At 45.4% G+C, this 21,526-nt stretch carries 24 protein-coding genes, 1 rRNA gene, 1 other RNA gene, 1 pseudogene and 1 other annotated feature; of the genes and pseudogenes, 2 read left to right on the top strand and 25 right to left on the bottom strand.

The genetic code is table 11. The features are described 5' to 3' along the window. Window positions 1–91: 91 nt before the first annotated feature. The 19 genes from rsmI to tadA all read right to left on the bottom strand — a co-directional run bounded on the left by rsmI (window position 92) and on the right by tadA (window position 11,350). Window positions 92–970, bottom strand: a complete 879-nt coding sequence (gene rsmI / locus FS666_RS16430; protein ID WP_144463409.1) for a 16S rRNA (cytidine(1402)-2'-O)-methyltransferase — start codon at window positions 968–970, stop codon at window positions 92–94. Then, complete coding sequence (locus tag FS666_RS16425; protein WP_120074446.1) at window positions 948–1,235, bottom strand: GIY-YIG nuclease family protein; 288 nt, start codon at window positions 1,233–1,235, stop codon at window positions 948–950. The genes rsmI and FS666_RS16425 overlap by 23 nt, the downstream gene beginning before the upstream one ends. After that, the gene (locus tag FS666_RS16420; RefSeq protein WP_120074443.1) at window positions 1,219–1,965 is read right to left on the bottom strand and encodes a tRNA1(Val) (adenine(37)-N6)-methyltransferase; all 747 of its coding nucleotides are present in this window, start codon (window positions 1,963–1,965) and stop codon (window positions 1,219–1,221) included. Before FS666_RS16420 ends, FS666_RS16425 begins: the two co-directional genes overlap by 17 nt. Before the next feature lie 58 nt (window positions 1,966–2,023). Further along, on the bottom strand, window positions 2,024–2,359 hold the full coding sequence (gene yabA / locus FS666_RS16415) for a DNA replication initiation control protein YabA (RefSeq protein ID WP_235870392.1): 336 nt from the start codon (window positions 2,357–2,359) through the stop codon (window positions 2,024–2,026). Between the two features lie 51 nt (window positions 2,360–2,410). Continuing rightward, a complete protein-coding gene (locus FS666_RS16410; protein ID WP_120074439.1) occupies window positions 2,411–3,238 on the bottom strand; it encodes a PSP1 domain-containing protein in 828 nt (275 codons plus the stop codon). Beyond that, a complete protein-coding gene (gene holB / locus FS666_RS16405; RefSeq protein WP_120074437.1) occupies window positions 3,231–4,232 on the bottom strand; it encodes a DNA polymerase III subunit delta' in 1,002 nt (333 codons plus the stop codon). Before holB ends, FS666_RS16410 begins: the two co-directional genes overlap by 8 nt. 20 nt (window positions 4,233–4,252) lie before the next feature. Beyond that, window positions 4,253–4,690, bottom strand: coding sequence for a YaaR family protein (locus FS666_RS16400; RefSeq protein WP_144463408.1), 438 nt, complete (start codon window positions 4,688–4,690; stop codon window positions 4,253–4,255). Between the two features lie 9 nt (window positions 4,691–4,699). Further along, a complete protein-coding gene (locus FS666_RS16395; RefSeq protein ID WP_018708571.1) occupies window positions 4,700–5,029 on the bottom strand; it encodes a cyclic di-AMP receptor DarA in 330 nt (109 codons plus the stop codon). A gap of 160 nt (window positions 5,030–5,189) precedes the next feature. Beyond that, window positions 5,190–5,840 carry a dTMP kinase gene (gene tmk, locus FS666_RS16390; RefSeq protein WP_144463407.1) on the bottom strand — a complete coding sequence of 217 codons (651 nt, stop codon included), beginning with the start codon at window positions 5,838–5,840 and terminating at the stop codon, window positions 5,190–5,192. A 145-nt stretch (window positions 5,841–5,985) separates the two neighbouring features. After that, window positions 5,986–6,159, bottom strand: a complete 174-nt coding sequence (locus FS666_RS16385) for a sigma factor G inhibitor Gin (RefSeq protein WP_144463406.1) — start codon at window positions 6,157–6,159, stop codon at window positions 5,986–5,988. Window positions 6,160–6,334: 175 nt separating this feature from the next. Then, on the bottom strand, window positions 6,335–6,601 hold the full coding sequence (locus FS666_RS16380) for a pro-sigmaK processing inhibitor BofA family protein (RefSeq protein WP_120074428.1): 267 nt from the start codon (window positions 6,599–6,601) through the stop codon (window positions 6,335–6,337). A gap of 75 nt (window positions 6,602–6,676) precedes the next feature. Further along, the gene (locus tag FS666_RS16375; protein WP_120074426.1) at window positions 6,677–6,892 is read right to left on the bottom strand and encodes a YaaL family protein; all 216 of its coding nucleotides are present in this window, start codon (window positions 6,890–6,892) and stop codon (window positions 6,677–6,679) included. A gap of 13 nt (window positions 6,893–6,905) precedes the next feature. Then, window positions 6,906–7,505 (bottom strand): recombination mediator RecR, encoded by a 600-nt coding sequence (gene recR / locus FS666_RS16370; protein WP_144463405.1) that lies wholly within the window; start codon window positions 7,503–7,505, stop codon window positions 6,906–6,908. Window positions 7,506–7,517: 12 nt separating this feature from the next. Continuing rightward, window positions 7,518–7,835, bottom strand: a complete 318-nt coding sequence (locus FS666_RS16365; protein WP_120074421.1) for a YbaB/EbfC family nucleoid-associated protein — start codon at window positions 7,833–7,835, stop codon at window positions 7,518–7,520. A gap of 22 nt (window positions 7,836–7,857) precedes the next feature. Further along, window positions 7,858–9,552: a DNA polymerase III subunit gamma/tau gene (gene dnaX, locus FS666_RS16360; protein ID WP_144463404.1), complete on the bottom strand. Its 1,695-nt coding sequence runs from the start codon at window positions 9,550–9,552 to the stop codon at window positions 7,858–7,860. Between the two features lie 76 nt (window positions 9,553–9,628). Then, window positions 9,629–9,925, bottom strand: coding sequence for a hypothetical protein (locus tag FS666_RS16355; RefSeq protein ID WP_144463403.1), 297 nt, complete (start codon window positions 9,923–9,925; stop codon window positions 9,629–9,631). A 46-nt stretch (window positions 9,926–9,971) separates the two neighbouring features. After that, complete coding sequence (locus FS666_RS16350) at window positions 9,972–10,430, bottom strand: DUF2207 domain-containing protein (protein ID WP_144463402.1); 459 nt, start codon at window positions 10,428–10,430, stop codon at window positions 9,972–9,974. A gap of 116 nt (window positions 10,431–10,546) precedes the next feature. After that, window positions 10,547–10,811, bottom strand: an RNA gene (ffs, locus tag FS666_RS16345) — signal recognition particle sRNA large type. Between the two features lie 71 nt (window positions 10,812–10,882). Continuing rightward, window positions 10,883–11,350 (bottom strand): tRNA adenosine(34) deaminase TadA, encoded by a 468-nt coding sequence (gene tadA / locus FS666_RS16340; RefSeq protein WP_144463401.1) that lies wholly within the window; start codon window positions 11,348–11,350, stop codon window positions 10,883–10,885. A gap of 105 nt (window positions 11,351–11,455) precedes the next feature. Here tadA and FS666_RS16335 point away from each other — a divergent pair, with 105 nt between their 5' ends. Further along, window positions 11,456–12,742: a glycoside hydrolase family 18 protein gene (locus FS666_RS16335; protein ID WP_144463400.1), complete on the top strand. Its 1,287-nt coding sequence runs from the start codon at window positions 11,456–11,458 to the stop codon at window positions 12,740–12,742. A 131-nt stretch (window positions 12,743–12,873) separates the two neighbouring features. Here FS666_RS16335 and serS read toward each other — a convergent pair whose 3' ends face one another. The 5 genes and pseudogenes from serS to guaB form a co-directional block, all read right to left on the bottom strand. Then, window positions 12,874–14,148, bottom strand: a complete 1,275-nt coding sequence (gene serS, locus FS666_RS16330) for a serine--tRNA ligase (RefSeq protein WP_144463399.1) — start codon at window positions 14,146–14,148, stop codon at window positions 12,874–12,876. 56 nt (window positions 14,149–14,204) lie between these two features. Next, window positions 14,205–14,420 (bottom strand) — a binding site (T-box leader). A gap of 559 nt (window positions 14,421–14,979) precedes the next feature. Next, window positions 14,980–16,662, bottom strand: coding sequence for a mechanosensitive ion channel (locus FS666_RS16325; protein ID WP_144463398.1), 1,683 nt, complete (start codon window positions 16,660–16,662; stop codon window positions 14,980–14,982). A 120-nt stretch (window positions 16,663–16,782) separates the two neighbouring features. Next, window positions 16,783–16,935: pseudogene (locus tag FS666_RS20690) on the bottom strand (IS91 family transposase); the annotation flags it as partial. A gap of 89 nt (window positions 16,936–17,024) precedes the next feature. Beyond that, entirely contained in the window at window positions 17,025–18,320 is a 1,296-nt protein-coding gene (locus FS666_RS16315; RefSeq protein ID WP_244943940.1) for a serine hydrolase, read from the bottom strand. A gap of 228 nt (window positions 18,321–18,548) precedes the next feature. After that, window positions 18,549–20,015: an IMP dehydrogenase gene (gene guaB, locus FS666_RS16310; RefSeq protein WP_120074407.1), complete on the bottom strand. Its 1,467-nt coding sequence runs from the start codon at window positions 20,013–20,015 to the stop codon at window positions 18,549–18,551. 73 nt (window positions 20,016–20,088) lie between these two features. On the opposite strand from guaB, the gene FS666_RS16305 reads away from it, so the two are divergent. Further along, window positions 20,089–21,084, top strand: a complete 996-nt coding sequence (locus FS666_RS16305) for a YaaC family protein (protein ID WP_144463396.1) — start codon at window positions 20,089–20,091, stop codon at window positions 21,082–21,084. Between the two features lie 357 nt (window positions 21,085–21,441). Here FS666_RS16305 and rrf read toward each other — a convergent pair. Further along, window positions 21,442–21,526 (bottom strand): 5S ribosomal RNA (gene rrf / locus FS666_RS16300); the annotation flags it as partial.

Genomic DNA, 21,526 nt, shown 5'->3' with positions numbered 1-21,526 from the left:
CAAATGGCTTTGTTCAAAATTTTAAAGCTAAAACATCTTATACTTTCTTACTCAGAAAAAAAGCGCAAGCCCTTTTTAACCCGGGCTCACGCTACCTGCCATGAATATGATATGCCTCATAAACCTCGCGTTTGGGCACCTTGCGGTCGCTTGCCGCCCGCTTGATGGCCTCTTTTGATGTAAGGTTTTCGTTTTCGATATAATGTTCCACATGTTCTTTCAATCCAAGCAGCGCCCACCATGGCGGCCCTTCACTGGAATCTGGGTCACTGTTGCCCTCCACAATAAGGCAAAACTCTCCCCGGATTTCTTCCTTCTCCGCCCATTCGACCGCCGAGGAAAGCCTTCCGCGCAAAAATTCTTCGAACTTCTTCGTCAGCTCCCTGCATAAAACAATTTTCCTGTCCCCCCAAACGGCAACCATATCCTTTAATGTATCTTTCAATCGATGCGGTGCTTCATAAAGAAGGATCGCCCCATCCTGCCGTTTCAGTCTTTCGAGCTCCGCTTTCCTCTCTTTTTTCCCTCTTGGCAAGAATCCGTAGAAATAGAAAGGCTGCGGATTAATCCCTGAAGCGATCAAAGCGGTCAACGCAGCGTTTGGGCCTGGAACAGGCACGACCGCTATATCCGCTTCGATGGCCGCCCGAACGATTTCATAACCCGGATCAGAAATGCAAGGCATCCCTGCATCGCTGACAAGCGCTATATTGTCCCCTTTTAACAACCGCTCGACAAGCTGGCGGCCGCTTGTCTCCTTGTTATGTTCATGATAGCTTGCAAGCGGTGTTGAAATGTCAAAATGGCTGCACAGCTTTTTTGTGTTCCGTGTATCTTCCGCAGCAATCAGATCGGCTTCCTGCATCAGGCGAATTGCCCGGAAGGTCATATCTTCCAAATTGCCGATCGGCGTCGGTATTAAAAATAGCGTGCCCCGATCCGTTGTCTCATTGCTTTTCTGGCTTCGCATTACGTTCACCGGCCTCATGTAAAAATTGTTCTTTTTTTAGCCTCGTCAGCTGCTTGAAAGCATATTCCGCCTTCAACGCATCACCTTTTTCCTCAAATTCTTCTACATAGATCATCGATACCGGCGTCCTCGTCCGGGTATATTTGGATGCCTTTTTGCTGTTATGCTCGGAAAGCCTCCGGGCAGGGTCCACCGTATAGCCGCCGTAATAGGAGCCGTCCCTGCATTCCAACACATAAAAATAATGTTTATTCTTCTTTTCCATACAGTATCTCTCTTACTTCCGGAGTATACTCGTTTTCATCGTTATAGACAAACAGGGGCGCGAGTGCCTTCAGGCCAGAATTCCCGTTTTTGATCCCCTCTACCAAAATCGTATTCGCTTCTTTCCCTGCCTTCGGATAAACGAATCTAAGCCGCTTCGGCTCCAAGCGATACTGCCTCATAAGCGTCAAAATATCCATCAGCCGCTCGGGCCTGTGGACGAAAGCGGCTTTACCGCCTTGGCGGAGAAGTTGGCTGCTTGTCCGTATGACATCTTCAAGCGAACAGAGAAGCTCATGGCGGGCGATGGCCAAATATTCATTTTCATTGATAATGGACGGTTCTGCTGAAGTAAAATACGGCGGATTGCACGTAACGACATCATATTTTCCATGGCCGAGCGTTTGGGCAATCTCTTTGACATCTCCATGGATCATCCGGATCCTATCTTCCAGGCGGTTATATTGGATGCTCCTTTCCGCCATATGATACAGGCGCTCCTGAATTTCCACGCCCGTAATGGCTGCTTTTGTTTTGCTGCTTAATAAAAGGGGAATGACCCCATTGCCGCTGCATAAATCAATGATATTTCCCTTTTGGATCGGTACATAGGCAAAACGGGCCAGCAGCACGGCATCAAGGGAAAAAGCAAAAACAGACGGGCTTTGGATAATACGCAAATCTTCCGCCAGCAAATAATCCAGGCGCTCGTCACCAATTAATTCAATCATATCCAAACACTCCAATAAAATAGCCTTCCCCATTCTAAGGAAGGCCTTATATAGCAAATTATTTTTTATTCAAAAAGGAAAGGCAGAACAGGCAGTCTTCATCTCTTCTCGGGCTGCCAAAATGAACATTGCAAATATGGAAGCCTTCTTGATAAAGGCGGGCCAGATTATCATAACCCTCTCCAATATCAATTTCAGTCAATTGATCATAAGCAGTGCGCTCGTCTTCCTCTCCATCAGGCAGTATGAGACCGGGCTTTTCCATCCCTTGATCCAGATGTCGGCGCAGTTGGTCATTTTCCGACTTCAACGCATGGTTTTCTTCGATCAACTCGACCATATACTGCTTCAACTCGCCAAGCTGCTGATACAATTGGCCGATCTGCATTTCCATATTGCTTACTGAATCGAAGAACTCCTTTTTATCCTTCACCTTACCACCTCATTATTCCGTGGCCTGGACAGACGTTACACTTTCACTCATGATCTCTTCCAGTGTATATTCCAAGACCCGCTCCTGGTCAGACAATTCCACTTGCATAATGCGCTCCAGTATATTTAAGCCGACCACTCTTCCTGAACCGTTCGGTGTATGGATGGTCTCGCCCACATCAGGAAGCGCAGCCTTCGCTGCTTCATACTCATCATTTTCATATTTCAGGCAGCACATCAGCCTGCCGCATAAGCCGGATATTTTCGTCGGGTTTAAGGAGAGATTTTGATCTTTGGCCATTTTGATTGATACAGGTTCAAAATCTCCCAGGAAAGTAGAGCAGCATAGCATACGCCCGCACGGACCGATTCCTCCGAGCATTTTCGCTTCATCCCTTACTCCTATTTGCCTCAGTTCAATTCTTGTTCTGAAAATGGAGGCCAAATCTTTTACAAGCTCACGGAAATCAACGCGCCCGTCAGCTGTAAAATAAAAAATCACCTTGTTGCGGTCGAATGTGTATTCTACATCAACAAGCTTCATATCAAGCTGATGCTCCAGGATTTTCTCCGAACAGACCTGGTAAGCCTCCTCGGCCGCTTCCTTGTTCGATTCAACATTCTGCTGGTCCTGTCCATCTGCAATCCGGACAATTTTTTTCAATGGGAGCACTACATCATGTTCGCTGACCTGCTTCTTTTCGGTCACAGCTTTTCCAAATTCGATGCCGCGTGCAGTTTCTACAATGACGTAATCGCCTTTGCGGACGGGATGATCCATTGGATCGAAATAATATATTTTACCGGCTTTTTTAAACCGGACTCCTACAACATTATACAAAAGAAGGTCCCCCCTGCAAATTCAGCACAAGCTGTTCCATTAACAGCTGAGGATTCATATTTGCGTGTAATTTTCTTTTGGCTTCCAAAATTGCAGTCATTTGTTTCGACAGCCGTTCCATTGAGGTGTGAAGAGCATCCTTTTCAAGCGTCTGCCGCTGATCAGGATAGACGAGCTGCCGATCCTTCCCCAATTGTATGTTCAGTATATCTTTATATATATATAATAAAAGAGACAGTCCCAGATCATGCTGGCCTTTCTCTTTAAAATGCCCCATCCAGTCGGTTTGAAGTGAAGTCATCGCATAGAGCGGGTTTTCTCTAAGCACTTCATATAATTTTAACACTATTTTTCTGGCTTGTGCAAACCAATCATCATCATTCAGTCTTACGGCTTCCTGAAGATCGTTTGTGAGGGCGGCCAGAAGGGCTGCTTTTCCTTTCGGCACACCTGCTTGTTCCAGCTTTTCAGCAAAAATGTCAGGTCCCAATGGATAGAAAGGTACCGATTGACAGCGCGAGATGATGGTGGGCAATAATTGCTGCGGCTGCTCCGAGACAAGAACGGCTGTCGTTCCGGAATGAGGTTCTTCCAAAAATTTCAATAAACTGTTCGCCGCCTGAACTGTCATCTTTTCGGCATCCATAATAATATACAGCTTTCTCTTCGATTCCATGCCCGATTTGCTAAATTCCGTTCTCAGCGAACGAATTTGATCTATTTTAATGGAAAGCCCGTCCGGTTCAACGAGATGAACATCCGGATGGTTTCCGCTTTTGATTCTTTTACAGTTTCCACATTGTCCGCAAGGATTCACATCTTGTCCATTTTCCTCGCAGAAGAGGCTTTCCGCCATTAACAGGCTGCCTGCTTTCTTGCCGGTCCCACGCTCACCTTCAAATAAATAGGCGTGGGCGACCCGGCGATGGACCAGACTGTTTTTTAAGAGCCTGGCCGCAATCGGCTGCTCATGCTCAAATTGATCCCAATTCATATCTTCCGGTATTCACCCGCCTACGTATATAAATGGATCAGCAGCCCTTTTATCTCACCGATTTTTCCTAAAATATCGATGGACTGCTTTTCCTCCTTCAAAACTTCTTCGGTCAATTCAACCAGTTTCTCATCAATCAGTTCAACAGTCTGATGGACTCTTCCTTCTGCAAACCTGTTCCAGCTGTGCGACTGCTTAAGCTCCATCCCCGTATCAACCGTTTCTTTTACAAGCTGCTTCACGAGTGTTTTATATTTTGCCAAGTCACGGAAATTCCTTGATTTCCCAAGCCGCTTCCCCGCCTTATGGACATCCGCGAGCAGCCTGTCCAGATGCTCTTTATAAAGCTGGACTTCCTGATGGGAGATGACTTCGGAAAATTTTGCCCCGGTACTGCCGGATCTGGGAAGGGATGAAAATTGCCCCGTTCTTGATCCAGCCAAATCATTGACCTTCATGGACATCTCCTAAAACTGGTGGAACTGCTCGATCGGGAGAACAAACACAGTTGCTCCTCCTACCGAAACTTCCACTGGATAAGGAATATACGAATCAGCGTTTCCTCCCATAGGGGAAACGGGCGCCATCAGCTGTTCACGTGACTTGCAGCTTTCCCTTATGACCTCAAGCGCTTTCTCGACGCGGATATCTTCTGTACCTATCATAAAAGTCGTATTTCCGGACTTCAAGAAACCACCGGTTGTTGCCAATTTTGTTGCCCTGAAGTTATTTTCAACCAAGGCATTCATGAGACGGTTGCTGTCCTGGTCCTGAACTACTGCCATAATTAATTTCATTTTGCTCACTCCCCGTAATAAAGTGAAAAACAAATTTGTTACTATTCTTATTATATCAGCTAATCGAATATGTGACATTGTTATTCGTGTATCAATCCGTCCACTTTCCATCGAAAAAACGACATTTATTTTAAGAGGATTGAACACGTACTATAAATAGTCAATCTTTATTCAGTATTCCAGCTTGCACCAGCCGCCCGTCAATCACCTTTTTTGCCTTCTGGTACACCGAGTCTATTGGGGCAGAGGCATCGATTAAGATTATTCTATCCGGAAATCTTTGCAGCAATAGATGATAGCCTTCCCTTACTTTACGATGGAACCCGACTTTTTCCAGATCAAGCCTGTTCACTTCCCGCCCTGCATTCCGGGCGATCCGCTTTAATCCCATTTCAGGCTCTATATCAAAATACAGCGTCGCATCCGGCATGGCACCTTGAATGGCAAATTCATTGATGGCATACACTTCATCGATTCCAAGTCCTCTTGCATATCCTTGATAGGCGAGGGAACTGTCAATAAAGCGGTCACACAGGACAACTTTTCCTTCCCGGAGCGCCGGCAGAACTTTTTCCGTCAAATGCTGGCGTCGTGCAGCGGCATACAACAAAGCTTCCGTACGCGGGTCCATCATCGTATGCTCTTTATCAAGGATGATTGTCCTGATTTTTTCTGCTATGCCGATTCCACCCGGCTCTCTAGTGGCCAATACCTCCACTCCATCAACGGCCAGGTCTTCCGCCAGTTTTTCAATCATTGTTGTTTTGCCCGCGCCTTCGGGCCCTTCCAATGTGATAAACAATCCGCTCATCCATTCTCTTCCCCCGATCCCTAATGTTTACAGCGTATAGTATAACATCGGGATACTAATAAAAATAGTGGCCCTCATTGTCAGGTTTGGCTGTTTTTGATCCAAAAATACAAAAAACCAGGCTTCCATAAGCGGCAGCCCGGTTTTATGTGACAATTTTTGTTTCTTTAATGACCCTCATCTGTTCCACAAAATATTTGTACCTCGGGTCATCTGTCTCTGTATGGATAATCTCCTGCTCACAGCCGGCACAAATAAAAGATGTATAAAGATGAATCCCCGCATCCTGTGCTTTTTTACAAATTATGCACTTTTCCATCTCTCCACCTCCACACATTTTTATTATGGCCACTGCCGGTCAATTGTATACACAATTGACAACATTTGAGCAGTTGAAAACCATTTGTTTCATTCTATGCCCTGAAATCGGATGCCGTGTTTGTCTCGGGCTTTTTTTCAAAAGAAAAATGAAACATCCGCATTGACCGGATGTTTCACGCAATAATCCATAATTGGATGACTGACAATGCCGCAACCCCCGGCAGACCGAGCAGCCCGGAAATGGCGGCAGTCACAAAATTAATGGGGATATACAGCCCGAATTGATTCCCGAAAGCATTTAAAAAGAATAAAAACAAAGCTCCGATCATCAATTTTATAAATGATTGGCCGATCACTTTAAAAACGCTCCCGGGTTTTACCGCCATCAGTAAAAAAATGATCAGGCCGATCAGCGAAGAAATGATCAAGATTGAATCCAAACGTTCCCCCTCCTGCCCTCTCGTCCTTATTTATTATTGTATGAGAGGATTGTCCGAAAAGAACTGACAAGGGAGTCAATGATCCTTTATCGAAATTTTTCGTATCTTCGCTTCCTTGAACAGGAAAATATATTTGGCCTTTGCCAGCCGCAACCGATACTGCAATTCATCATTCGGCTCATAGCTCAATTTGAGCAAATCGCTTTTTTGATCCCATTCTTTTTTAATATTTCCCATGAGGCCTATTAGCCTTTGATCAAATTCTTTACGCATTTTTTGTTTCCGTAACATATGGGACCTCTCCTTAAAGAACTTCTCTTCGGCCTTCCAACGCTTTTGAGAGAGTCACTTCATCTGCGTATTCAAGATCTCCTCCGACAGGCAGGCCATGGGCAATCCTTGTGACGGTGATGCCCGACGGCTTGAGAAGGCGGGAAATATACATGGCCGTAGCTTCCCCTTCAATATTAGGATTTGTCGCCAGGATCACTTCCTGGACGGTTTCGTCCTGGAGCCTTTTCAGCAGATCAGGAATATTGATGTCTTCCGGCCCGATGCCTTCCATAGGGGAAATGGATCCATGAAGGACATGATACAAGCCGTTGTATTCCTTCATCTTCTCCATGGCGATAACATCTTTCGGCTCCTGCACGACACAGATGATGCTGCGGTCCCGTCTTTGGTCTTCACAAATGTAGCATGGATCCTTGTCGGTGATATGGCCGCATACTGAACAGTAGCCGAGATCCCTTTTTGCATTGACAAGGGCCTTTGCAAAATCAAGAACGGTGTCTTCTTTCATATTAAGAACGAAAAACGCCAGGCGGGCTGCTGTTTTCGGCCCGATTCCCGGCAGTTTCATAAAGCTGTCGATCAGCTTTGATATTGGTTCTGGGTAATGCATAATGGTAACCTCCTAGAAGCCAGGAAGGTTTAATCCTTTTGTAAATTGTCCCATCGTCTGGCTTGATAATTCTTCCGCCTGCTTCAAGGCATCATTGGTAGCCGCCAACACAAGATCTTGGAGCATTTCAATATCTTCCGGGTCCACAACCTCTTCGTCAATTTGAACTTCCAGCACTTCCTTATGGCCGGATACAATCACTTTTACCATTCCGCCGCCTGCTGTGCCTTCGATTCTTTTTTCTCCAAGCTCCTCTTGCGCCTGCGCCATCTTCTTCTGCATTTTCTGCATTTGTTTCATCATGCCTTGCATATTTCCCATTCCTCGCATCATCGTACGACCTCCACCATGATTAGTTTTTAATTTCCAAAAGATCTTTCCCAACGAGTTTTAGAGCTTCGGACACGATCGGGTCCTGCTCCTCTGCAGTGCCTTCGCCCCCGTCATTCTTGCCTGTTTGTAAAAATTCTTCCCGGATCTCTTTCCATTGGGCTTCAGGAACACCAATGATTTTATATCCGGTTCCCATCTGCTCCTCTAAAATCTGAGAGATTGTTTGGATAAATGTTTGATTTTCCATGGCCATTTTACAAATCATATCATATTTGAATTTCAGGACAATCGCATCAGCCGATGCTGCAGCCGGTTCGGCATCATTGAGCAGGGCAACCTGCGAAGGCAAGTGCCGCTGATTCAATATATTCAAAAATTCTCCCCAATGGCTTTTAACATCATTTAGATGCTTCCTTGTAGCTTCCTTCAAAACCTGGGTAACGGTCCCTGCATTGACCCGGAATTCCTTTCCGGCATTTCTGGCCGGTCTTTTTGAAGGTGCAGCAGGCTTGCTTTGGGTCTTGTCAATCGGTTGGCTATTGTTTTTCAACCATTTGATTTCTTTTTCCAACGCTTCAATTTTCTTATATAATTCCTGGAGTTGCGGTCCATCTGCCTGGGCCGGAACTCTTTCTGTCTGGCAAAGTTTCACCAGGCATACTTCCAAATAAATACGCGCATGATTGGAAAACCGCATTTCCTGCTGGGTTTTGCTTAATATATCAATGTATTCATAAATTTGCTGCGGCTGAATCTCTTCGGCAAGGGTTTTAAATTCTTCATCAATAAGCGCTTGCTCGGCTATCTCATCCAAATTCGGGGCTGTCTTATAAAGCAGCAGGTCCCGGAAATACAGGATGAAATCCTCCGTGAACCGGGAAGGATCCTTCCCCTGCATGAGCAGCTCCTCAAGAGTGCCGAGTGCTTCGGAAACATCTTTATTATGAACGGCCCGTGCAAGCCTGTTCAAACTGTTTTGCGATATGGATCCGGTAACCGTCAATGCATCTTCCACGGTGACTTTCCCGGTACTGAAAGAGATGGCCTGATCCAGTAGGCTCAATGCGTCCCGCATACCGCCTTCAGCCGCTCTCGCAATGATTTGAAGCGCCTTCTCATCATATTCCAACGAAGTTTCATTTGCAATATGCGACATTCGCCCGGCGATGTCCTGCGAAGTGATTCTTTTAAAATCAAACCGCTGGCACCTGGAAATGATGGTTAACGGAATTTTGTGCGGTTCCGTCGTAGCCAGTATGAAAATGACATGTTTGGGCGGTTCTTCCAACGTTTTAAGCAAAGCATTGAATGCGCCGATAGTCAGCATATGCACTTCGTCAATGATGTAGACCTTGTACTTCACCGCGTTGGGCGTATACTTGACCTTGTCACGGATATCACGGATTTCTTCCACTCCGTTATTGGAAGCCGCGTCAATTTCAATGACATCGGGAACCGAACCGTCCGTGATTCCCAGGCAGGCGGGACATTCATTGCACGGTTCCGCAATTGGCATTTTTTCGCAGTTGACGGCTTTTGCCATTATTTTGGCAGCACTTGTTTTTCCTGTTCCGCGGGGGCCGGAAAATAAGTAAGCATGCGATATTTTTTGTTGGAGGAGAGCATTTTGCAACGTCTTCGTCACATGTCCCTGCCCGATGACATCCGCAAACGCCTGCGGCCGCCATACTCGATATAACGCTTGGTAACTCATGCTCTGCCTCCTTGTTAAGTAATAATTTTCTACTATTTATTATACCTTAACCGGAAAGGAAATTACAGACAGAGTATTATCGAAAATAGATATAAAGGAAGATGAACAGGGCTGCTAAAATGCCCCAGATCCGCCACCGCCGCCCCCCAACCCCTCCACTTGTGGAAGAGCTTCCACTTGATTGGGAAGCGGCCGTTTCTTTTGCCTGTTCTCCTGCCGTGTCAAAAGATGAAGCCAGGAGCGGCCAATGCACCAGATAAAAGCCTGATGAAATACCGGCTGCTTCACCCGCAAATTCCCCGAAAGCTGTAAATCTGTTCGTTTCGGTACAAATTGAGCCTCCGATTCCAAGTGAATAAATTATAGCCCGCATCCGGTCATCCTCGCTATGGAGCTTCCAGTCCCAGTCGGATATTTGTTCAAATCCCATCTGCTGGTTGAGGAGGATGAATGGCAATAGTCATTTTTCCGTAGTCGGCTTCATTGCGGTCATCAAAAAATGGCCAATAAAATTCCGTTATATCGGCATACTTCTCCATCCCATTTTTGATTGTATATAGATCTACCTGGATCGTTTCATCCTTGCCGCTGCGGTGAACTTTATACAGTTCCCCCTCTTTTTCCACCTTTAGACTTGTTTCACCCTCGTTCGCCATAAAGCCACTTATTTCCGCACCTTTTTTCGGGAATATTTCCCGGGTAATGCCATTAAATTTTCCGTCAAAAATATAAGTATGTCGTTCGTTGACATCGATGTCTCCATTTTCCTGCAAATAAGCATCAATTTTTACATCAGAAATTGAAAAATCTACGGCATAGGCAAACGAAGGAGCCAAAAACAAAAAGATTAAAGTAGGAAAGATAAATTTTTTCAACATAAACTATTCACCTCACTCTGCTTATATTGGTTACGGGCTTAAAGCTAATTAGGTTTCAAATCACAAAAAACCCATCCGCTTTATGCGAATGGGTTTGACCATTTCTTTGATTAATGCCGCGCACCTTCCTTCGACAGTGCTTCATCTGCGTTACCCAAGCAGTTAGCTCGACCCAGGCTGCCCCGCGGCACATGAGAGGTTCCACTTAATGCTGCTTCCTTCCGGACCTGACATGGTTCGTGGGTTCCCATTGCGCGGGACCCGGGTGTCTACACCACTTACTTGAGGCAGGCCAGACAAAACAGCAGCCTCTGGAAGGGATTCAACCCCGCTGGAGCGGATTTCGGGTACAGGGCTCCGCTACTTCCCCGTCTAGCACGGCATATCCTATTTTACTACTTTTTCACTTTAAAATCAATGTCTGAGCTGCGTATGATAAAAGTTTCCAGGAATTAAGACTTTCTCTTTTTATCACGGATCTTACGAAAAAAATCGCTTAAAAGCCGGCTGCATTGTTCACCCAATACGCCGCTTATGACCTCGCTTTGATGATTGAACCGTTCATCCTCCAACAAATTCATCAACGTTCCCGCACAGCCGGCCTTCGGATCGGAGGCACCGTATACAACCTTTTGGACCCGTGATAAAATAATGGCTCCGCTGCACATCGGGCAAGGTTCCAATGTAACATACAACTCAGCCCCTTCCAGTCTCCAGGTTCCCAATTTTTTACAAGCTTCTTCAATGGCCAGCAGTTCCGCATGGGCTACAGCGTTTTGATCCGTCTCCCGCCTGTTATGGGCGGCTGCCACCACTTCATCATTAAGCACCACGACCGCTCCGATGGGAACCTCTTGCATATTCTCGGCCTTCTTTGCTTCAGCAATTGCCAATTGCATATATCTTTCTTCTCTTTCCATTTATATCTCCCTAAATAAAAACATTCATTGGTCTTTTATTTTTACATAATACATACAATGGGACAAGGTGAATAATATATTTTGATCAGGCTAAGGAGGAAAAACATGCAGATTCATGTTGTCGAGCCCAATGAGACATTGAACTCGATTGCCTCTCGCTATAATATCTCTTCTGCTATTATTGCCGAAGCAAACCAGCTTCCCAATCGGGAACAGCTAGTCGTTGGGCAAGCATTAGTGATTCCCATTTTTGGCAGCTTTTACTGGGTACAGCCCGGCGACAGCCTTTGGGCCATAGCTCAAAAGTTTGGAATTTCTTATCAGGAATTGGCACGGATTAACGGTATTCATGTGAATCATCCGATTCAAGTCGGCATGCGGCTTTACATTCCGCAAAGGCCGAAAAGAAATGGGGAGTTTTTAGCCTATGTCGAACCGCGGCGCGCAGGAGAGGTTTCCCCGCAGCTTGAATCTGCTGCAAGGCAAGCATCTCCCTATTTGACCTACCTCGCTCCTTTTGCCTATTTTCCAAAGCGGGACGGATCATTGGATCCCCCAAAGCTGAACCGGTTCCCTGAAATAGCTGAAACAAACAATACGTCTCTCGCCATGGTGCTGGCCAATCAGGAAGAAGGACAGTTTAATACGGAATTGGTCCATATCCTCCTTACAAACGAACAGATCCAAACGACTTTTCTAAACAATATTGTCAGTGAGGCGAAACGGGTCGGATTTACAGATATACATTTTGATTTTGAAAGAATTGCCGGCAATGACAGGGAAGCATATAATGACTTCCTTCGCAGGGCAAGGGATCTTTTTCACAAAGAAGGGTATATCCTTTCAACAGCTTTGGCTCCCAAAACAAGTACGACACAAAAAGGTGAATGGTATGAAGGCCATGATTATAAAGCGCATGGAGAAATTGCCGACTATTCATTGATCATGACGTATGAATGGGGATACAGCGGAGGGCCCGCCATGGCTGTATCCCCGATCGGCCCTGTAAGGCGGGTACTGGAGTATGCCATTACCGAAATCCCTTCCGAAAAAGTGATGATGGGCCAGAATCTTTATGGCTACGATTGGACGCTCCCATTTGTAAAAGGGACGACAGCAAGAGCCGTCAGCCCGCAAAGGGCCATCCAGATCGCTGCAGAAAACAACGCTGCCATCGAATATGATACAACCGCACAGGCACCATTTTTCCATTATACAGACCAGGACGGAAAACAGCATGAAGTATGGTTTGAAGATGCCCGGTCCATTCAGGCAAAATTTGACCTAGTGAAGGAACTGAACCTGCGCGGAGTTGGCTACTGGAAGCTTGGGCTTCCTTTTCCCCAAAACTGGCTGCTGATAACGGATAACTTCAATGTCGTGAAAAAATAGATAAAGAAAAGCACAAGCACCTATTATTATTCTCTTAACCGCAAATAAAGCGGCCCCTAATGCTGGAGCCACTTTTTACTTAATTATGCGATATTCCGGATAATCGTCGAGCAAAAATGGACTTTTTGCCCTTATCCAATCACTTCTTTGTTTCGCATATACGGACGGAGCACTTCCGGAATTTCCACTGTGCCGTCTTCACGCTGGTAATTTTCCAAGATAGCGGCAACTGTCCTTCCGACCGCCAACCCTGAGCCGTTCAGCGTATGCACGTGCCGGGGCTTGGCTTTCGGTTCAGGGCGGAAGCGGATATTCGCCCTCCTGGCCTGAAATGCTTCAAAGTTTGAGCAGGAAGAAATCTCCCGGTACGTATCATAGCTCGGTATCCAAACTTCCAGATCATATTTTTTTGCTGCGGTAAAACCGAGGTCCGCTGTACACATGCTCATAACTCGGTATGGCAAGTTAAGAAGCTGGAGTACTTTTTCAGCATGCCCGGTTAATTTCTCAAGCTCATCATAAGAATCTTCCGGCTTAACAAATTTGACCAACTCCACTTTGTTAAACTGGTGCTGGCGGATCAATCCGCGTGTATCACGTCCCGCAGAACCGGCTTCCGACCGGAAATTAGCGCTGTAGGCTACATAGTTCAAAGGCAGGCGTTCACCGTCAAGGATTTCATCCCGATGATAATTGGTCACCGGAACTTCTGCGGTTGGAATCAGGTAAAAGTCCTCGCTCTCAATACGAAACGCATCCTCCGCAAATTTTGGCAGCTGTCCGGTCCCCGTCATGCTTGCCCGGTTCACCAGGTAAGGCGGAAGCATCTCTTCATAACCATGCTCCTCCACATGAAGGTCCATCATGAAATTGATCAGCGCCCGCTCCAGCCGTGCTCCCAGACCCTTGTAAAATACAAAGCGGCTTCCTGTCACTTTTGCAGCCCTTTCAAAATCCAAAATATCCAAATCCGCAGCCAAATCCCAATGGGGCTTCGGTTCGAAAGAAAATTCGCGTACCTCCCCCCATTTCCGGATTTCCACGTTGTGGTCTTCCGTCTCTCCCACCGGAACACTCTCATGTGGAATATTTGGAATAGACATCAGCAATTTCTGCAATTCATCTTCTATACCACGAAGCTCCCCGTCAATCTCCTTGACTTTCTGGCTTACTTCCCTCATTTCAACAATCAGATCATCAGCATTTTGCTTATCTTTTTTTAACTGGGCTATCTTCTCTGACACTTCATTCCGCCTGCTTTTCAACCGCTCTGATTCAACGATCATTTCCCTGCGCCTTTGATCCAGCTGCTCAAATTTATCCAAGTCCCCCAAGTCTTCGCCGCGATGCTGCAGCTTCCTCTTCACTTCCTCTACGTTACCCCGAAGTGTTTTCATATCCAGCATTATAAAACCTCCCATTTTTATTTTTTATGATAGAAAACAAAAAAACCCTCAATCCCAATAGGGACGAGAGTTTACCCGCGTTGCCACCCAAATTGAAAGCAATCATGCTTTCCTCTTCATCGGATAACGGGTGTGGCCCGAAAATGCTTACTAGCCGGAGCATTCGGCATTTTGCTCAAGGAGGGATTCACAGGCTGCGCCGCCGATTTTCACCAGCCACCGGCTCTCTGATAGACGCTTCACCTGTTACTATTTCCTTTCAACACTGTCGCTTATATCAATTTTCTGATACTATACTATATCCTTTACTTAAATGCAAATTTTTTTGAACAAAAGCGTAAGCGCCTGTACATCGACGTACAGACTGAAATGCGGAAGACGGCCGTTTAGGGGCGACAAGCGCTGGCCGCCGACAAACGCCACATCCTGTGGCGTCGGTGGCACTAGGACATCCTGTCCGTCGGAGGGCAGTCCAGTGAAGTCGTTCTTTGACTTCATTGGATTGACCGAAGCGACCTCGAGCCCCTGCCGTCTGAAGCTAGACACTAGAGCGACTCCGACGAGATAAAGGAAACACGGCGACGAAGGAGCCGATGTTGACTTATCGTAGGAAAGCCGCTTCTTCGAATAATCTTCCCGGCTTTGCGACGAGGTGAGCTTTACTCCCTCGAATAATCTGCACCGCAGGAGCACCAGAGGAGTGAAGTCTGCTAGTCGATAGGCGCTGGAGCTGGACGAATCTTATCATTTTAAAAGAAGTTATTCACAACCTGAGCAGTTGACTTTCCTACAGAGAAGAATACCCCTTCTAAGTAGAAGGGGCCATTTCCATTATTTTTTCGGCGGCAGGAAGTCGTCCGGTCCGCCTTTTCCTCGATTTCTTTTATTATTAGGTTTTTGGGTGCCAGATGTCTCCCCGTTTGGCCCTTGACCAGGACCTCCGCTCATTCCCCCGGCAGGATTGTCCGGAGCTTTGGAAGGATTCGCATTCGTTTGTTCGATTGTTTTATCCAATTTCGCCAAGTAGTTTCTGGCAAACTCTTTTCCACCCAATCCAAAGGAAAGCCCAAAGGCCAATGCCAGCCCTCCCAGAATGAGGATGAACGCTGAATTGACAATCGTTGCCGCAATTCCGAGCTGGTCAAGCGCCATAAAAATGGAAAGGGCAATAATCGCATATTTGGCTACGTTGGAAAGAATTTTAAAGCTTGGTCCGGTTAGGATGTTGGACAGGATTTTGGAAACGATGTTGGCGACCATCAATCCAAGCGCCAGGATGATGACGGCAGCCAGCACCATCGGCAGATAAGCCGTAATCGCTGTCAGCATCGTCACAAGGAATTCTAAATGTAATAGATTCAGAGCTTCAATGGTCAGGAAAAAGACAACCAGCACTTGAGCAATATAACCGACAAGATCAGACAGGAGCATCCGTCCGGCGCCTGGCTTCCAATTGCCAATGGACATTTTGCGCGTCAAAGAGTCAAATCCGACTCTTTGCAAGAGGCTCGCAACCATTTGACGCACCCATTTACCAAGCCATACGCCAAGCGCAATTAAAAGTGCGGCAATCACGATGTTTGGAATCATCGTCATAATGTCGTTCAGCATGGCAATCGCCGGTGCGGTGATAGCACGGACTTGCAGTTGATCTAATGCTGAGATAACAATCGGAATCATGATGAGTACAAAGACAATCGTGCCGATCACAGAAGAAAGCGTTGTTCCGCCAAGCACTTTATCCAAACCGAGCCGGCTTGCCAGTCTTTCCGTTCCAACCGATTTCAGAAGTCCGGTCACAAGGTCGCGAATGATTTTGGCGACAAGCCAGCCAATGAAGAAAATCAATGCGGCCGCCAGCAGTTTCGGTATGAAAACAAGCATGCTTTGAATCATTCCGCGGAATGGCTCAGCAACACCGCCAATGTTCAACGCTGCCAGTACACCAGGGATAAACAACAGCATGACTAAATAGAAGACAATGTTACCTGCTGTATGCGTGTATTTCCTGCTCTGGTGTTCCGTATCCGCCACGTTCATTTTCTGCATGGCGCCTGTCACTTTCGGATTTTGCCCGATTCTGTCAATAAGCATTCTTAATACACTTGCAATTACGTATGCCAAAAGCAGAATCAAAGCTGCCTTGAGAATAGCTGGAATGAAGGCAAGAATCGTGCCGAACATGCCCATGAATGGCGAAGCAACAGCTCCCAGATTAAGCATATGGAAGAAAATCATAAACACAAATACGAGCAAAATATAATAAACGATTTTTCCAATCAGCTCATTCGTATCTACTGGTTTTTTTCCGGCAGATGCCTGTTGGGCCTCGTTCCGCGAGTCCCTTCTGTTGAGAAGTCTCTCATCCCAGCTCGTTTTTCTTAATAGTTTCTCTACGGCTTTCCCTATGGATTTTGCAACAATCCACCCGATGAGGAGCACAATAAGTGCCCATAGCAGGCTTGGCAGTTTAGCCAAATAAACGGAAACCCATTCGGTATAGTCGTACCTCATGCAAATGCCTCCTTATAAGTGATTTTTTTTGTCTTATACCTTATAAGGAGGCTAAGTAAACAAGTTATCCAGTTTTTTGAAAAATTTCACGGACGCAGTTAAGAAAAACCGGGCAAAAAGCAGTTTAAACCCTTTCTTAATATCTCCACAATCCCGAAACTTCTTAACCTCCTTGATTACGATTGGACGGATTTTAGCTCCATGTTTGCGCTTGAAGGCTTCCCAATGTTGATGGTTATCAAAAAAGATTTCCCTTAGAATATTTTTCTCCATAAAACGAAAATACCACAGTCAAAATGACCGTGGTAGACCCAAATTTTACACTTCCCTATCTTTGACAAAGGCGCAGGCGCCTTGATTAACTAGAACCAGCCCTTGACTGTCTTGGCGGCACTTTGCCAAACATCACCGAAAAAGCCGCCGATACTTCTCATGGATAGGACAAACCAATTTGCTTTGTCCACCTTTTCGGCTGTCACAATATTGGCGGAAGCAGGCTTTCCGATATATCCATAATCCGTTTCCCCTTGATATTTTGCTTCCAGAACCCCGACCTTTTCACCTTTCTTGACAGGTGCAGTCAATTGGCCATCCTTATTCAAAACCTTTTTATTCACTTTGAATTCAGGCTTATACGCCTTCTCTTCCCCATTTCTTACGACAACCTGAATTGGTGCGTCCGATTGGATAGAAGCCTGCTTTTCTTTTCCGTTGACGACAGGGAGAGCATCATGGCCTTTTACTTTATATTTATCAGGATAGACCTCTTTTATTGAATAATTGTTGAAAGCATAGTCCAACATTTTTTTTGTTTCAACAAAACGGGACTCATATTCACCTTTCCCGTTTTTACCTTTGGCATTCATGACAACGGTAATGACCCTCATGTCGTTTTTCTTTGCTGTTCCCGTAAAACAGAACCCTGCAAAGTCCGTTGTCCCTGTTTTTAAGCCGTCGACACCCTCATAACTGAAAATAAGGGATGGCAGCATCCAGTTCCAGTTTTTCATTTTTCCGGGCATACCGGGGAAATCCTTTTCCGGAATGCTTGTTGTTTCAAGAACTTCAGGGTAATCATTCAAGAGCCGTGAAGCCAGCTTTGCCATGGCCCGTGCCGACATGATATTTTCATCTTCCGCACCCGTTCCTTCAGGATGCTTTCCTTTTAAGTCCCTGTTGTTTAATCCTGTAGAATTAACAAATTTATAATTTTCCAAGCCAAGTTCTTTGGCCTTGGCGTTCATCATATCCACGAATTTTTTCTCAGAGCCTGCAATTGCTTCTGCAATGGCAATTGTCGCTCCATTGGCAGAATAAATAGCCATAGCTTCATATAATTGCCTGATTGTATATTTTTTTCCGGCCTCAAGCGGAACATTCGATAGATTTGTATCTACGGAAACTTCATGAACATAATCACTGATCGTCTGTTCCTGATCCCATTTGATTTTTTTATCTTTGATCGCTTCAAACATTAAATACTCGGTCATCATTTTGGACATGGATGCAATTCCGAGTGCGGTATCTTCATTTTTTGCATATAAAATTTTTCCTGTGCTTGCTTCTACAATAATTGCCGCGTCTGCATGAATATTCAGTGCATCTTCAGCGGAAGCCTTTGCAGGAATGTTCAATGTGCTGATGAACATGATGGCCATGACGAAGAAAGCTATAAACCGTTTATGCGCTTGTTTTTTCAAAAGTAGACCCTCCAAATATTATGTACCCGTTTGTCATTTTAACATAGTTGGTTATGGATGAATAGCTTGTAAATATGTCATTTCCATTACGGGAAAAACTGGAATTATACCTCTTTTCACAAAAAAATTGACAGGACCCGCTAAAGAGTCCTGTCATTTCTACTTTGAAGGCAAGTCGCCCTGCCATTATGATAATGAATAGTTTGGCGCTTCCTTTGTAATTTGGACTTGGTGTGGATGGCTTTCTCGCAAGCCTGCGCCCGTCATTTTGATAAATTGCGCATTTTCGCGGAAATCATGGAGACTGGCTGCTCCGCAATAGCCCATACCTGCTCTGAGCCCGCCGGTCAGCTGGAACAGCGTATCCGCAAGAGGTCCTTTGTATGGAACACGCCCTTCAATTCCTTCAGGGACAAATTTCTTTGCGTCCTCCTGGAAGTAGCGGTCTTTTGAACCTTTTTCCATCGCACCTTCGGAACCCATTCCGCGGTATACCTTAAACCTCCTGCCTTGGAAAATCTCAGTTTCACCCGGGCTTTCAGAGGTTCCGGCAAGCAGGCTGCCAAGCATGACGGCATGTCCCCCGGCAGCAAGCGCCTTGACAATATCGCCGGAATATTTGATGCCGCCATCAGCGATGATGGTTTTACCGTGTTTTCTGGCTTCAGTGGCGCAGTCGTAGATTGCCGTGATTTGCGGAACACCTACTCCTGCAACGACTCGTGTCGTACATATGGATCCTGGTCCAATTCCTACTTTGACTACATCAGCCCCCGCTTCGTACAGTTCACGGGTTGCTTCGGCTGTTGCTACATTTCCCGCGATGATATTCAGTTTTGGGTATTGTTTTCGTATTTCCCGGACAGTATCGATAACGCCCTTTGAATGGCCGTGCGCTGTATCTACCACAATTGCATCGACTTGTGATCTTACGAGCTGTTCTATCCTTTTGAACGTATCTTTCGATACGCCGACGGCAGCAGCAACGAGGAGCCTGCCTTTGTCATCTTTTGCTGAATGCGGGAATTCAATCACTTTTTCAATATCTTTGATGGTGATCAAGCCTTTTAGCACACCGTCATCATCAATGAGAGGGAGCTTTTCAATCCGATGCTCCTGCAGAATTTTTTCAGCCTGCTCCAATGAGGTTCCGACCGATGCCGTCACCAAGTTTTCTTTCGTCATGACATCTGTAATCGGCAAGGAATAATCCTGAATAAAACGCATATCCCTATTGGTAATAATACCCACCAATTTTTTGTCTTCTTCATTATTTACAATGGGTACGCCGGAAATTCGGTATTTTGCCATGAGATGCTCCGCGTCAAATACTTGGTGTTCCGGGGTGAGGAAAAATGGGTCGGTGATGACTCCGCTTTCGGAACGTTTCACTTTGTCCACTTCTTCTGCCTGACGTTCAATGCTCATATTTTTATGAATGACTCCAACTCCGCCTTGGCGCGCCATCGATATAGCCATGGACGCTTCCGTTACAGTATCCATGCCTGCACTGATAATAGGAATGTTTAAACGAAGAGTATCTGTCAACTTTACTTTCATATCGACATCTTTTGGCAAAACTTCGGATTTTGCCGGGATTAACAAAACATCATCAAACGTTAACCCTTCTTTAGCAAACTTAGATTCCCACATTTTAACGTCCCCCTGCCCAAAATATTATTAGTAGGTTATCAATTGGTTAAAATACTGTCAAGGAATACAGGTTATGTTCCACTTTTCAAATTATTCGGAGGTGATTTTTCTGCTGAAACATCATGAAATATGGCTTCAATACAGTTATTTTCAATCTGCCTCCACCGTGCAATTTTATTTAAAAAAATGCTATTTTTACCTTGATAACACTGAAGCCGAGAGGAAGAGCTATGATAATTGTTACCCTTTCATGTATTATTTGGAGCAGGCACAAGCCTACTACAAGCAGGCTTCCTGCTCCCCTTTTTCGATAAAGCCCGTACTTCTGTTTTACGGTTTTGTACATTTAATCAAGGCCGGGCTGCTCACCGTCGATCCGTATTATCCAAGCTCGACCTCCGTCCTGGCCCATGGAGTAACAACGAGAAAAAAGAAAAAAAGAAATTACCAATTTTTTGATGACGAAGTGAAAATTCAAAAAAACGGCCTATGTACACACTTTGCAGAGAAAATGTTCCAGATGGAATATCTGGAAGGAGAAAAATTCAAAATGGGGGATTTGCTAGCCCTTGTTCCGGAGCTGGATGATTTATATCTGTTTGTTCACCGTAAAAGAAATATCATTTTGTTCAATAATATGAATGGCGATTGGCACATACCTGCTGAATTGGCGCACGCTTATCATATGAGCGAAGAGCGATTGAAATATTTTCTTGAAGAAAAAAACGGAGGGAACATCCATTGGAAGCCAAGTGAATTGGCGATTGATGGGGACAGATCAAATCTGAACCCGCCCTTCCGATACCACCTATTAAAAAAACTGTATGGAATCAATACTTCCCTTGAACAGCTCAGCTGCATTCCGGATCTCATGATCCATTACTTACTATTATACAATTTGAGCATGATTGCTAGGTATGAAACTGAGTGGTGGTTCGATTTGATCAAAACGGCTGCTGACGATACTTACCCATTCATCTATACATTTTTGGAAATAACAGAGATAAAATGTCCGTGGATGATTTACCATTTCTTGATGGAAAAATTAGGGTTCCTAGGTAAGGAGTAGAGTAGACTAAACAAAAATTATGGACAAAACACGATTGACGAGTTTATGGGAAATTGCACGATTGTAATATTGAACTTGCCAAAGGTCAATTGAAAACGATGATCGCTTAATGGGGGCAGAATTGGCGGTTTGAACGGAATGTTTGGGAAATAGCATGAGATTCAAAGGAATATGATCCGGGTTTGCCGTTTTATGACCGGAAATAAATGAGCTATGATCCGGTATGGGCTTTTTATGATCATTGAACCAACGGGTATGAGCCGAAACAGATGCCATATGATCCCCTTTAATCTCTTTATGGTCGGATCAGTTAGAAATAAAAAAACATGAAGCCTTCTGGCCCCACGTTCTGTCTTTGCCCGGCGGCGTCCTGCTCTCGCAAGGGGAAGCCCCTCACTACCATCGGCGCTGAAGAGCTTAACTTCCGTGTTCGGGATGGGAA

Source organism: Siminovitchia fortis, from assembly GCF_007681465.1.
Taxonomy (GTDB): Bacteria; Bacillota; Bacilli; order Bacillales; family Bacillaceae_C; genus Siminovitchia; species Siminovitchia fortis.
Note: the sequence above shows the minus strand (reverse complement) of the source record. Positions and strands in the feature narration are given on the sequence as shown.